Annotated in this window: 12 protein-coding genes; 5 read left to right on the top strand and 7 right to left on the bottom strand. The window is 59.5% G+C overall.

From position 1 onward, the window contains the following. Position 1 precedes the first annotated feature (1 nt). From ACXAH8_RS19815 to ACXAH8_RS19795, 5 genes are all read right to left on the bottom strand, one after another. Positions 2-1,012, bottom strand: coding sequence for an imelysin family protein (locus tag ACXAH8_RS19815; RefSeq protein ID WP_475220331.1), 1,011 nt, complete (start codon positions 1,010-1,012; stop codon positions 2-4). A 3-nt stretch (positions 1,013-1,015) separates the two neighbouring features. Continuing rightward, the gene (locus tag ACXAH8_RS19810) at positions 1,016-2,563 is read right to left on the bottom strand and encodes a di-heme oxidoreductase family protein (protein WP_475220330.1); all 1,548 of its coding nucleotides are present in this window, start codon (positions 2,561-2,563) and stop codon (positions 1,016-1,018) included. Next, positions 2,523-3,008: a bacterioferritin gene (bfr, locus tag ACXAH8_RS19805; protein ID WP_170556457.1), complete on the bottom strand. Its 486-nt coding sequence runs from the start codon at positions 3,006-3,008 to the stop codon at positions 2,523-2,525. The genes ACXAH8_RS19810 and bfr overlap by 41 nt, the downstream gene beginning before the upstream one ends. Then, on the bottom strand, positions 2,956-3,249 hold the full coding sequence (locus ACXAH8_RS19800) for a (2Fe-2S)-binding protein (RefSeq protein ID WP_475220395.1): 294 nt from the start codon (positions 3,247-3,249) through the stop codon (positions 2,956-2,958). The genes bfr and ACXAH8_RS19800 overlap by 53 nt, the downstream gene beginning before the upstream one ends. Positions 3,250-3,374: 125 nt before the next feature. Continuing rightward, positions 3,375-4,646, bottom strand: a complete 1,272-nt coding sequence (locus ACXAH8_RS19795; RefSeq protein ID WP_475220394.1) for an imelysin family protein — start codon at positions 4,644-4,646, stop codon at positions 3,375-3,377. Positions 4,647-4,883: 237 nt separating this feature from the next. Between ACXAH8_RS19795 and ACXAH8_RS19790 the strand changes: the two genes are divergently transcribed. After that, on the top strand, positions 4,884-5,423 hold the full coding sequence (locus ACXAH8_RS19790) for a ZrgA family zinc uptake protein (RefSeq protein ID WP_475220329.1): 540 nt from the start codon (positions 4,884-4,886) through the stop codon (positions 5,421-5,423). Positions 5,424-5,801: 378 nt separating this feature from the next. Here the strand turns inward: ACXAH8_RS19790 and ACXAH8_RS19785 are convergent, their stop codons facing one another. Beyond that, the gene (locus tag ACXAH8_RS19785) at positions 5,802-6,752 is read right to left on the bottom strand and encodes a GlxA family transcriptional regulator (RefSeq protein ID WP_475220328.1); all 951 of its coding nucleotides are present in this window, start codon (positions 6,750-6,752) and stop codon (positions 5,802-5,804) included. A 163-nt stretch (positions 6,753-6,915) separates the two neighbouring features. Between ACXAH8_RS19785 and ACXAH8_RS19780 the strand changes: the two genes are divergently transcribed. The 4 genes from ACXAH8_RS19780 to ACXAH8_RS19765 are packed head-to-tail and all read left to right on the top strand — an operon-like array spanning position 6,916 to position 11,400. Continuing rightward, positions 6,916-7,626: a GntR family transcriptional regulator gene (locus ACXAH8_RS19780; RefSeq protein ID WP_475220327.1), complete on the top strand. Its 711-nt coding sequence runs from the start codon at positions 6,916-6,918 to the stop codon at positions 7,624-7,626. Between the two features lie 7 nt (positions 7,627-7,633). Further along, entirely contained in the window at positions 7,634-8,563 is a 930-nt protein-coding gene (locus tag ACXAH8_RS19775) for a dihydrodipicolinate synthase family protein (protein ID WP_475220326.1), read from the top strand. Positions 8,564-8,566: 3 nt separating this feature from the next. Continuing rightward, positions 8,567-10,063 carry an aldehyde dehydrogenase gene (locus tag ACXAH8_RS19770; protein WP_475220325.1) on the top strand — a complete coding sequence of 499 codons (1,497 nt, stop codon included), beginning with the start codon at positions 8,567-8,569 and terminating at the stop codon, positions 10,061-10,063. Next, complete coding sequence (locus tag ACXAH8_RS19765; protein ID WP_475220324.1) at positions 10,060-11,400, top strand: NAD(P)/FAD-dependent oxidoreductase; 1,341 nt, start codon at positions 10,060-10,062, stop codon at positions 11,398-11,400. Before ACXAH8_RS19770 ends, ACXAH8_RS19765 begins: the two co-directional genes overlap by 4 nt. Before the next feature lie 136 nt (positions 11,401-11,536). On the opposite strand, the gene ACXAH8_RS19760 is transcribed toward ACXAH8_RS19765, so the two are convergent. Next, entirely contained in the window at positions 11,537-13,084 is a 1,548-nt protein-coding gene (locus ACXAH8_RS19760) for a trimethylamine methyltransferase family protein (RefSeq protein ID WP_475220323.1), read from the bottom strand. Positions 13,085-13,265: the final 181 nt, after the last annotated feature.

Below are 13,265 nucleotides of genomic sequence, written 5' to 3'. Positions count from 1 at the left end.
CTCAGTCCCCGTCCAGAGAGTTGAACCCGGCGCTGATGCCGAGGGTTGGGCCAAGCTCGGTCGTGGCGATGGTGCGGATGTCATTCACCGCCTGTTGCAGCGCTTCGACCCGGAACCGGCCTGCGGGATCTGCTACGCCAGCGAAGGCGGGGTCGTCGATGGACCGGGCGCTTTTGATTGCGCGGTTGAAGGCCACGTCCAGATCCTGCGCAATCTCGGGATGGTCGGCGGACAGACGCGCCGCAAGATCCTGCAGCGCAATCAGAGACAGCTCGACATGACGCAAGGCGCGTTCCGAGCGGCGGGCTTCGGCCCTGTTGGGGCGAGGGCGGTCGAAAGTGCCAAGAGGGCGGCCCAATCGGGTCTCGGCGGTGAATTGCAGCCCGGTTGAGAGCGCTTTGAACAGCTCCTGCATCGCCTCATCCTGCGTGCGGTACGGGCTGTCGCCCCCCGGCTGTTCTAGCTTCACCGCATAGCTTTGCCATTCTTCCGCCATCGCGTCGGCATTTGCGTCGATATCGGCCGTGATGGCCCGGATCAGAGCGCATCGGTAGGCGGCACTGCCCTGATCAGCGAATTTGGGGTCGTATAGCATTTGCTCCAGCGCAAAGAACCCGCGCCCCGCGACCGAGGTTTCGGCATAGGCGGCCGTGTCGTTCACCGCAGGGTCTTCGGCCGCGATATGTTGCGAGAGGGCCTTGGGCGTGAAGCCTTTCGTGTCCGGCCAAAAGGCCATGGCAAAGGCGCGGTCGTCGGCCTCGGTGGGGCCAAAGCGCATATGGCTGGCCGATATCCACGCGTCAAATGCGGTGCCATAGGTCGCGCGCAGAGCCTTTGATTGAGGGGCGCAATCGGATTGGGATGCGGCGGACAAAGCCTCGGTCGCGTCTGCCAATTCAGCAAAGCGCGGCAGAATATGCGCGGCAGGCGCATCCGTCAGGATCGCTGTACGGTCTTGGGCTGACGCCGCCAGAGGGGCAGTGAGGGCAATGGCAAAAGCAAATATTCGCATGGGTCAAAGACTTTCGAGAAAACGGATAAGGGCGTCGCGGTCGGCTTTGGGCATGGTCACGACAGTATCGCGGGCGGATTGCGCCTCGCCCCCGTGCCAAAGCACGGCCTCCAGCAGGGTGCGGGCACGCCCGTCATGCAGGAATTCGGTATGACCGGACACACGCTGTGTCAGGCCAATCCCCCAGAGGGGCGGCGTGCGCCATTCGCGGCCTGTGGCGCGGGCTTCGGGGCGGTTGTCGGCCAGACCGTCGCCCATGTCATGCAGCAGCAGGTCGGTATAGGGCCAGATCAGCTGAAAACTATGCTCGGGCCTATCCTCCATGCGATGAGTGACATGGGTCGGGGTATGGCAGGCGGCGCAGCCTGTAGTGTGGAACACCTCTTTCCCGCGCAGCACTTGCGGGTCATCCGCATCCCGGCGGCCGGGGACGCCCAGATTGCGGCTGTAAAAGGCCACGAGGTCCATGCCGACCTGATCAACCTCGAAAACGCGCACATCGCCGTCGCCATGCGGGGCTTTTACGCAATTGTCCTGGGCATCGGTGCAATCTCCGTACGGGGCCGGAAACAGCGGGGTCGAGATGCCGATATCTCCTGCGAAAGCCGCTGCTGATTGCTCCATGACTGTGGGCATACCAGCTTTGTGGCCAAAACGGCCCATCATCGGGGCGTCGTATTCGACCGACCATACGATGTTCGCCCGGCCTGAGATGCCATCGCCATCCGTATCATCCGGGTCGGCTTTGGCCAGCAGGTCCTCGACAGGGATCGCCTCAAGCAGACCAAGGCCGATCATCTGAGGGGCAACGCGCGGGCTGAGCATGGCATCGGGGTGTAATGGACCATATCCCAGATCGGCAGCCGTGTAGGTGGGACGGCGGAGCGAAGCGGTTTCGCCCTCGGACAGCGCAACTGGGATCCCTTCGTAAGTGATCTCCAACCTGTATTCCGCTGGATGCCCGGCCAAAGCGAAATCCTGCATTTGGCCGCCATAATTCGGCTCGGGCAAGGTGGAGAGGTAGTCTTCGATCCCCACCGGCGCGTCCTGAGGGCCTCCGGGAATGGATACGCGCAGGAACATCGAGACGACGTTGTCATCTGGCCCGTTCGGTGTATGCCCGCGCCCATCCTTGATGTGACAGCGCTGGCATGAACGCGCGTTGTACAGCGGCCCAAGGCCATCAGACGCGAGGGTCGAGGACGGCGAAGAGACCCAGATTTTCTTGAACAACCCGTTGCCGACTTTGAAATCCAGCTCTTGCTCAAAGCTCAGGTTCTTGGACGGTTGCGAGAACGCATCCGCATTGTTGCGCACACGTACGGTGGCGGCCCCGGCAGGCAGTTCTTCGAACCTTTGCGGTGCGTTGAAATCCTGCGGCGATGCTGTTACACCCGCAATGCGTGCACGTTCGTCTTCGGTACGTGGGGTGATGTTGAGGTGAAGGTCCTGCAGCTCGGCTGACAGGGAAGGGGTGGCCGCAGATGCGACCACCAAGAGGGCGAGAATACTATTCTTCGGCGTCCATTTTCGCGGCGTTGAGTTGCGCATAATTGGCGTCGCCAATCCTTTCATACAGATCGAGCTGCGTTTCGAGGAAGTCGATATGACCTTCTTCATCGCTGATCAGTTCCTCAAACAGCGACATAGAGACGTAGTCGCCCGCCTCGCGGCAATATTCCCGCGCTTCGACATACAATGTGCGGGCATCGTGTTCGGCGGCCAGATCGCATTCCAGCGTTTCCTTGGGGTTCTGCCCGATCCGCAGAGGATCAAGCTTTTGCAGGTTCGGGTGGCCTTCCAGAAAGATGATCCGTTCGATCAGCTTGTCCGCATGACCCATCTCTTCGATGCTTTCTTCGCGGCTTTTCTTGGCCATATGGGCCAGGCCCCAGTCTTCCTGAAGCCGGTAGTGCAGCCAATACTGGCTGACGGCTGTCAGCTCATGCCGCAGGGATTTGTTGAGATACTCTATGACCTTGGGATCGCCCTTCATCTGCCTTCTCCTGTGATAGGCCGGTGCGTAACGCACGCAGCTGCATGGGGACTTCCAGATTATCGTCGGTTCGCATCGTGTCTAGAAAAAGCGGCATGCACCCGCCACAGTCGGCAGATTTCCCGAGCGCGTGGTAGATCTTGCCTGGGGTTATGATCGCTTGCGGGTCAGAGGTCCGCATCCAGTCGATAGCGGCCCGGATTTCGTGGTCGGAGATGTTTGTGCAGTGGCAGACGATCATGGCGAATCGAGGCTCGTTTTGTTTCTTACTCATTTAGTAAGGTAATTCCTGCAAGTCCAGTCACCTTGCGGTGGCCGGGTTGCCGGAGGCGCCGTTTTGCCGACGCATCCGGCCCTTTTATGTGTTTAGTGGAAAACCGCGTCAGGGTTGTCCAGGCTGTCCGATCCTTCGAACTCGATCCCGTCGAGGTCGAGGGTCGATACGATACGCTCGATGGTCTTGGTCTGATCGACCAGACCGTTGACGCCGCCCATGATCAGGGCCTCGCCACCGGCATTGCCGCGCTCCAGCATCTGGTCATAGGCGAAACCGGCCTCGGCTGTCGATTTGATCCGGCCCAGAGCTTGCATCGTGGTCGACAGCTTGACTTTCATCTCAGTATCCAGCGACGGGTCAGCGGCGATCACCAGATCCGACAGAGACGCGCCGGAGATCGGGGTGCCGTCGATGCGGGTGTAGCTGCCCAGATAGACGTTCTGAATGCCAAGGCCATCATAGTAGTGGCTGTTGTGAGTGTTGTCGGCAAAGCAATCATGCTCTTCCTCAGGGTCGTTCAGCATCAGGCCCAGGCGCATACGCTCACCAGCCTGTTCCCCGTAGGACAGCGAACCCATGCCAGTCAAAATGGCGCTGATGCCTGCGGATTCGTTCTCGGTGAGGGCGACGCGTGCATCACCACCTTCGGCCCACTGTGCGGTCATCCATTCCAGATCGCTGATCAGCAGGTCGGTCGCGGCGCTCAGATATTGCGCACGGCGGTCGCAGTTGCCGTTGGTGCAGTCGTCGCCTTTGGCATAATCGGTTGCAGGGCGGTTGCCTGCGCCCGCGCCGTGATCGTTCAGGTCCTGCCCCCAAAGCAGGAATTCGATGGCGTGGTAGCCGGTGGCGACGTTGGCCTCGATCCCGTCGGCTTCGTGCAGGGTGTCTGCCAGCAGTTCGGGGGTGATCTCGGTTGCGTCAATCGCGGTTCCCGAAAGCTCGAAGTTCGGGTTTGCTATGACGTTGAGAACGGCGAATTCGTTCTCGTCAGTGGCGCCGCCGTAGGAGGCGTCGACATAGTCGATCAGGCCTTCGTCCAGCGGCCACGCATTTACTTTGCCTTCCCAATCATCGACGATGGCGTTGCCAAAGCGGTAGACCTCGGTCTGCTGATAGGGGACGCGGGCGGCAATCCAGGCCGCGCGGGCGGCGTTCAGCGTGGCGTCCGACGGGTCGGCGATCAGCGCGTTGACAGCGTTTTGCAGCGTTTTGGCGGCGATCAGGCTGTCATCATATTTGGCTTCTGCAATATCGGCATAAGTGTCCAGTACGTCCGCTTTTGCAGGTGCGTCACCGGCAGATGCGGCGGTGGCCACGCATAGGATCAGAGTGCTGGCGGCAGCAAAGAATTTCGTCATTGGGTTCAGGTCTTTCATGTCAGAAATCTCGGTCAGGTGCGTCCAAAAGGGGCTGCACTTGCACGCATATAGCTGAGTGAAATAGTCGACAATGTCAACCTGAGTTTTATTGTCGGATTTATTGCGGCAGCGCGACATCCCCATATCTGGTGGGTCTGCTACACGCAGTCGCGATTGCGCCATGTTCGTAAAAAGTTAGACTAATCCATGTGATTCTATTGCGAGTGGTGTGAGTTCATGAAGTGGTTGAGTGCTTCGATCGGTTTGTGTGCAGCAACCGTCCAGGCATGGGCAGGGGATCAGGTGCCCGCGCAGAGTGCTGCTGCGGGATCATTGGATATTTCCTTTGAGGAAACTCAGTTCAGCGTGTCTTTAGCAGTCCCGAGCGAGGATATTCTGGGGTTTGACCATCGCGCAGCAGATGACGTGGATCGCTCCGCGGTCGCGGATGCCATTTCGTCCTTGTCAAAGCCGTTGACCCTTTTCGTCGTCCCTGAGCAGGCTGGGTGCGCCACGGCGTCGGCCAATGTGTCGTTGACGGGCGAAGGGCTGGGGTCGGATGCAGACGCGGTGGGCGCGCCCGAGTTCCTGGCCGAGTATGTTATTCAGTGTTCGGACATGGCCGCTCTGGATACGATCGAATTCGCGTATTTTGAACGTTTTGATCAAGTTTCGGCGTTGGATATCACCGCATCGTCGCAGAGTGCTACGCGGCGCGTCCATGTGACCTCGCAATCGCCGGTCCTTGATGTCTCGGCTTTACAAGGCGCGGACTAACACTGCCTCCACGCTTATCGAAAAAGGTTTCGGCAGGATGGGTCGACCAGCAAAGTAGACAAGCTCGAAAGTCGGATCGGAATCACCTGGGGCCTGAGCGGGTACATGGGTGCTTATGCGTGCACAAAACACTCAACTCTGACCTGGATTCTGATCAAATTCCGCAAAATTAATGTTTGTGTCGGAAAGAAACCAAGATCTGACACGAATTGGCAATAGTTGTGCCAACATTCGTCGGTACCACCACACTATCCTACCGAGGTGTTGACTAGTCCGATTTTAATGAGGGGGTTCTCGAAGGGATCGGGGGATGAGCGTGGATGTGCCCAGTTTCGGGCAGATCAGGATGCTCTCCCCCAGTGGTGGGTTTGCTTGATTTCAGTCAATCTTGTTGCGCTGTGCGTGAGGGGTGACGCCAAAACTCAGGCGAAACACGCGTGAGAAATGGCCGGGATTCTCAAATCCGCATGCCATGGCAACCTCGGTCACAGAAGCCTCGGTTTGCAACAGCAGTTTTTGCGCGCGCTCCAGGCGCATCTCCATAAAGTACTTTTTGGGCGACGTATTCAGGTATTTCCCGAAAAGCCGTTCGAGCTGTCGTGTAGAAATGCCAAGCTCATCAGCAATCGCAGAGGGTGAGACCGGCGTTTCGATGTTGTTTCGCATGACCTCAATCGCTTTGGCCAGATGGATGTTGCGCATTCCGTTTCGCGATTGCAGGGAAACGCGTTGTTTGGCCGTTGCGTTGCGCACGGCGTTGTAAACCATCTGATCGGCCACATCCATGGCCAGCTCGACCCCGTGATCTCGTTCGATCAAGTGCAGCATCAGGTCGGCGGTCGCCGTTCCGCCCGAGGCGGTGATGTGCTTTTCGTCGGCTACAAATACGCTGCGTACCAGGTTCACATCGGGAAACGCTTCGGTGAAGGCGTCATGGTATTCCCAGTGAATGGCGGCCTGCATTTCGTTCAGAAAACCGGCCTCGGCCAAAAGCCAAGCGCCCGAACATAGTGCGCCGATGGCAGTTCCTCGTGCACGTTCACGCCGCAGCAAGGCCAGCAGAGGTTTGGAGGCGTGGTTCCGCATGTGGATGCCGGACAGCACGAAAATCTGATCAGATTTGGGGAGACTATCGAATCCCCCATGTACCAGAGTCACCGAGCCGTTGGAGCAGACAGCGTGTTCACCATGCTCAGACACAAAAGACCAGCTGTAGAGATCCTGCCCGCTGACGAGGTTGGCAATCCGCAAAGGCTCGACCGCGCAGGAAAACGCGAGGTGCGAGAACTCCTCGATCAGAATGAAAGTGATGCGGCTGGGATCGGGCATGGCGGTCTTTGCGCTTCCGGGCTGCTGGTTGGATTCGACATTATTCGCAGGTTGCCTATGCTGCACGAAAATTAATTGTATACAAGTTGTATTATAATCGCATACAACGCCCTTGGCTGGGCGATCTCGATTCGCCAAGTGGCCGCGGCGAAGGGATCGGCGGATGAAGGACGAAGCGCGTTCGCGCAAATCTGAGCTTGCAGAACACCTCAAGGTCTCGATTCTGACCTTGCGGCTACAACCCGGCGCAGATCTCGATGAGGCGCATCTTTCCGAGGCATTCGGCCTGTCGCGAACCCCCCTGCGCGAAGTGTTCCGGCAACTGGCCGGTGAGGGATATCTGGATCAACGCGCCAACCGCAGCACGCGCGTATCCGAGATGTCGCATACCACGCTGCGGGATTTCTTTCTGGCGGCCCCGATGGTGTATGGCGCCATCCTGCGGCTGGCCGCGCGCAACGCTCTGCCAGATCAAATTGACGCCTTGAAGGATGCCCAACGGTCCTTTTGTTCGGCTTTGCAGTCGGGTTCGGCCGAGGATCGTGCGCTTGCCAACAATCGGTTTCACGATGTTACGGGGCAGATGTCTGGCAATGTATATCTGTTGCCGTCGTTCAATCGCCTTTTGATCGACCATGCGCGGATCGGGATGACCTTTTACAGACCGCGCAACACGGGTCTGACCGAAAACCTGACTGAGGCCAGCCGTCAGCACGACGCCATCATCGCCGCCATCGAGGCGGGCGATGAGGCGGCTGCTGCGCAGCTGGCCGAAGACCACTGGAACCTGTCTCGCGATCAGATTGAGCTGTTCGTGATGCCTGATGCGCTGGATGTCCCGATGGGCGTCCCGCCTCTTTCGAAACCTGCATGAGGACGGAATGAACCCGATTTTCAAGTTTGAGGGGATCTATACCCCTGTGGTCACGCCCTATCACGAGGATGGCAGCGTGAATTGGGACGCTTTGTCCGAAGTGATCGAATACCTGATCGCCAGTGGCGTTCACGGGCTGATCTCGGGCGGCTCGACCGGCGAAAACTATGCTCAAACCGTTGAAGAGCGGCTGGAGCTGGCCAAGTTCACGCATGCGCAGTTGAAAGGTCGTCTGCCTCTGGTCGTTGGGACCGGAGCGATGCTGACGCCGGACTCGATTGCGCTGGCCTCGGGGGCGCGTGAGATCGGAGCAGACTCGATCCTGCTGGCAAGCCCGCCCTATTCGGTGCCTACGGATCGTGAGAATGCACTGAACGCGCTGGCCATCGACAAGGCCGCTGACCTGCCGGTGATGCTGTACAACTACCCGCACCGCACCGGAACGATGATGGGCGAGGAGTTCCTCGACCGTGTGGGCCGCAGCCGGAATTTCTGCGGCATCAAGGAAAGTTCGGGCGATATCAACCGGGTGCATCTGCTGGCGCGCGACTACCCGCATATCCAACTGGGATGTGGCATGGACGATCAGGCGTTGGAGTTCTTCGCCTGGGGCGCGCCGTTTTGGGTGTGCGGTGGGTCGAACTTTTTGCCGGAAGAGCATGTGGCGCTGTACAACGCCTGTGTGATCGAAGGTGATTTCGCCAAAGGCCGCAGGATCATGAGCGCGATGATGCCTCTGATGCGGGTGCTGGAACAGGGCGGCAAGTTCATCCAGACCATCAAACATGGTGTCACCATGAACGGCATTGAGGCGGGCGCAATGCGGCCTCCGCTGAAGGGGCTGAACAAGGATGACAAGCGGGCGCTGGAACAGGTGACCCGCGTGTTGAAGAAAACAATCGCTGATATCGTAGCTGAAAAGAAGATTGGGGGCTAAGGCATGGAATTGCTGACACAGGACGAATACAAATCCATCGCCGCAGACCTGACTCTGCCGACCGGAGCATTCATTGACGGCGCGTACCGCCCGGCGATCTCAGGCGAGACGTTCGAAACGGTGAACCCCGCGACCGGAGAGAAGCTGGCCGATATTGCCGCTTGCGGCGCTGCGGATGTTGATTTCGCGGTCGAAAAAGCGCGCGAAGCCTTTGATGATGGGCGGTGGTCGAAACTGCACCCTTCGGAGCGCAAGGACGTGTTGATCCGGCTCTGCAAACTGATGACCCGCAATGCCCGCGAACTGGCTGTGATGGAGAGCATCGACAGCGGCAAGACCATCTATGACTGCGAAACCGTGGACGTGCCCGAAACGATCCACTGTCTGAAATGGCACGCGGAAGCGATCGACAAGATCTACGATCAGGTCTCACCCGCCAGCGATGACCATATCGCCATGGTCGTGCGTGAGCCGATTGGCGTGGTGGGGCTGGTGCTGCCTTGGAACTTCCCGCTGCTCATGCTGGCGTGGAAAATCGGACCAGCTCTGGCGGCGGGTTGCTCGGTCGTGGTGAAGCCTGCTGTCGAGACCACGCTGACCGCACTTCGTCTGGCTGAACTGGCAATGGAGGCGGGCCTGCCGCGTGGCGTTCTCAACATCGTCCCCGGCGGCGGTGCCGCGGTGGGTGAGCCTATCGGGCGGCATATGGATGTCGACATGGTCTCGTTCACCGGCTCGACCGTGACCGGTAAGCGGTTCCTGACCTACTCGGCTGAGAGCAACGCCAAAGAGGTCGTGCTGGAGATGGGCGGCAAGAACCCCGCCATCGTGATGGATCACGCCGAAAACCTGGATCGCGTGGCCGCGCATATCGTGAATGGTGCGTTCTGGAACATGGGCGAAAACTGCTCGGCCTCATCACGGCTGATCGTGCACAAGGATGTTAAGGCCGAACTGCTGGAGCGCATCGCCCATCACGCCAAACAGTGGAACATTGGCGACCCGCTGGACCCGGAAACCCGTATGGGCGCGCTGGTCAGCGAAGGACACTATAACAAAGTGTGTGGCTATCTGGATCAGGCCGAGAACGTAGTGATTGGCGGCAAAGCCGAAAAAGGGTTTGTCGAAGCCACCGTCGTCGAAGTCTCGGGCAATGACGCCACTCTGGCGCGTGAGGAGATCTTTGGCCCCGTCCTGTCGGTGATTGAGGTCTCGGGCTTTGATGAGGCCATCAAGATCGCCAATGATACAGAGTATGGCCTCTGCGCCTCGATCTTCACGGCCAACGCGAAACGCGCGATCCGGGGTGCTCGGGCGATCCGGGCAGGGACAGTGACCGTGAACAGCTTTGGCGAAGGGGATATCACCACGCCCTTTGGCGGCTACAAGCAGTCCGGCTTCGGCGGGCGCGACAACTCCGTCCATGCGCATGATCAGTACACCCAATTGAAAACCATCTGGATTGATCTGGCCGATGATGCGGATGAGGCCGTCGATTGAGCGCATACTCAGCACGCAAACTGCCAACCCATCGCGGCCCTGCGGCCTGGAGCGCCATCCTCGGCGCCCAGCCGCCCGCGGTGGAGTTGGACAAGGACCTGACGGCTGATGTCGTGGTCGTCGGCGCCGGCTTTGCCGGTTTGTCGGCGGCGCGGCGTCTGACCCAATTGGACCCTAAGGCGCGTGTGGTCGTGCTTGAGGCCGGTCGCGTGGCCGAAGGGGCCGCGGGGCGAAACTCGGGCTTTATGATCGATCTGCCGCATGACCTTGCATCGGATGACTATGCCGGTGCGGGGGACGACAAGACAATGATCGCCCTCAACCGGCAGGCCATCGCATTCGCGCGGTCCGCTGTTGAGCAATACCAGATCGATCGCAACTTTTTCGACGAAGTGGGCAAGGTCAACGGAGCGTTTGGCGACACGGGCCATGCGCATAATGTCAGCTACGCGCGGCATCTGGAAACCTTGGGCGAAACCAGCGAGATGCTGGACCCCGCGCAGATGCACGCGCTCACCGGATCACGGCACTATCAATCGGGCCTCTTCACGCCCGGAACGGTTATGCTGCAACCGGCGGGTTATGTTCGGGGGGTGGCTGCGGGGTTGGCCGGGGATGGGGTCGCCATTTTCGAAAACTCGCCCGTTCTTGGGTTTGAAAAACGCGGCAGCGATTGGATGGTGCGGACTGCGAAAGGCACCGTAAGCACCGGCAAGATCATCCTGACGGTTAACGGCCATCTGGAAAGCTTCGGGATCGAGCGTGATCGGTTGATGCAGTTGTTCCTCTTTGCCTCCATGACGCCCGAGTTGGATGCCAATGCGCTGGCCCGTTTGGGCGGTCAGCCGCGCTGGGGCGTGACGCCCTCGGACCCGATGGGAACGACCATGCGCAGGATCGACACCGGGCAGGGCGGCAATCGCATTGTCACCCGGACCTGTGCAGCGTTGCGCCCGGGCATGAGTGCAACCTCCCGCGATCTGGCGCGCGCGGCCAAAGTGATGCAGCGCAAATTCGATCAGCGGTTCCCTCAACTGGCGGGACTGAGGATGGAACATCAATGGGCTGGTCACCTGTGCCTCAGTCTCAATGGTGTCTCTGTCGCCCGAGAGATCGAGCCGGGTGTTTTTTCCGGTTGCGTTCAGAACGGGCTGGGCACTGCGCGCGGGACCCTGACCGGGATCGCCGCAGCCGAGAGGGCCTGCGGCCACACTTCCGCCATTACAGGTTTCTTCGAAGCCGAAGAGGCCCCCAAACGCCTGCCGCCCCAACCATTCCGGGAAATCGGGGCGAATGCCTTGTTGCGATGGAAAGAATGGCGTGCGCGGGATGAATGAGTATGGCGGGCTCAACCGAGACTGCCGACACCAAGCGGCTTGGGACAAGAAGTTCTCTCGCCTGTTGCAGCTTTAGCGACTTTGCAAAAAAAAAGGCCCGCCCTGAATGGTGGGCGGGCCAGTAGGGGAGTTGGTATCAGTAGGTCTGGTTCAACTCATCCGCTGCCGGAATCTCCCGTTCCCGACGCGCGATATAGTCCAGAAGTTCTTCGTTCTTGGCCTCGTCCAGCTTTGGTTCCTGGTACTCGGCCAGAAGTTTCTTAGCGTGTTTGAGGGCGCGTTCCGTGATCTCAACGCTGCCTTCGGCCTGCCACTGCTCGATCGAGTTGTTGTCGAACAGCTCGGGCATAAAGAACGCCGTCTGGAAGTTGTCCTGCGTATGCGGATGGCCCAGATAGTGACCGCCCGGGCCGACATCCGGAACGGCGGCCAGTGCCTGATCGAAGTCGCCCCATTTGGGACCTTCCGCCATGCGATAGGCCATGGCGCATTGTTCCGAATCCACGATGAACTTGGCGACCGAGCAATGCATGCCGGCCTCGTTCCAGCCCGCCGAGTGCCAGATGTAGTTCGCGCCGGCATGCAGAACCGCGCTGAGCGTCGTGGCAGATTCGTAGCCAGCCTGTGCATCAAAGGTTTTGGCCCCGCCCAGCGTGTTCGAGGTACGCCAGGGAACATCATAGAACCGCGCCATCTGACCGATCATGAAGTTCATCAGGCTGATCTCGGGCGTACCCGCCATCGGAGCGCCGGATTTCATCGACACGGTCGACAGGTAGTGTCCCCAGATCGCGGGCGCCCCTTTGCGGACCACCTGCGTATAGGCCAGCGCTGAAAGCGCCTCGGCCGTCAATTGCGCCACAGTGGCAGGTACAGAGGCAGGCGTGTTTGCACCCCCCAGAACGAAGGGCGAGCAGAGGACCGGCTGATTGCGGCGACAGAAAGCACGCATCGCGCCCAGCATCGTCTCATCCCAAACCAGAGGGCTGTTGCCGTTGCAGTTACCGGTGGTCACGGGGTGGGTGTCGATGAACTCGTCCCCAAACAGGATCGCGCACATATCCATCACGTCCTCGGCATTCTTGGGCGAGGTGGTCATGCCCATGAACATCTTGTCCGAGTATTTCATCGACGAGTAGGTGATGCGCAGGTGGCGCTGACTGATCGGATGATCATAAGGCTCGACGATATGGTGGGCCGAGCTATGCAGCGCAGGCATCATATGGCTGAGCTTGTGGAACATCGCCAGATCTTCCAGCAGCGGGTTGCGGCGCACGTCGTCCAGATCGCGCAGGAAAGGCGCGCCTGTCATTGGCACAAAGACTGAATGCTTACCGCCCAGCTTGACGTTTTTGGCCGGGTTGCGCGCGTGATATGTGAACTGTGCCGGAATGGTCGAGATAAGCTCACGCACCATGTTGCGGTCCAGATAGACCAGCTCTCCGTCGACCTTGGCGCCAGCTTTCTTCCAGTCTTCCAACGCGATCGGGTCGCGGAACTGAACGCCGACATTTTCCAGAATGTCCATGGCGGCATTGTCGATCATCTCGACCTGACTGCCGTCCATCACCTCGCATTCGGGGATGGCGCGGGTCAGGCCGGGGAGCATTTCAAAGTTCGGAGCTGTGCGTTGCGCGCGCCGCGCCGCGCGGCCTCCGGAACGTGATTGGGTTCGAATATTCAAAGGGCAATCCTCCATCTTGGAACCAAAATGACGGATTCGCTGCGCGCCGACCTCTCTGATAGCGATATGTGTTTGCAGGATGCGACACGCAAAAGCGCCGCCCTTTTGGGCGGCGCTTGGATTGTTTGTGTTTTGGTGGGTTTATTCTGCGGCCTGTGGTGCCTCGGCGTGTTTGTCACGC

Source organism: Ruegeria sp. ABV3_008, from assembly GCF_056161185.1.
The sequence above is the reverse complement of the archived record's forward strand: the minus strand, read 5'-3'. Positions and strand labels throughout refer to the sequence as shown.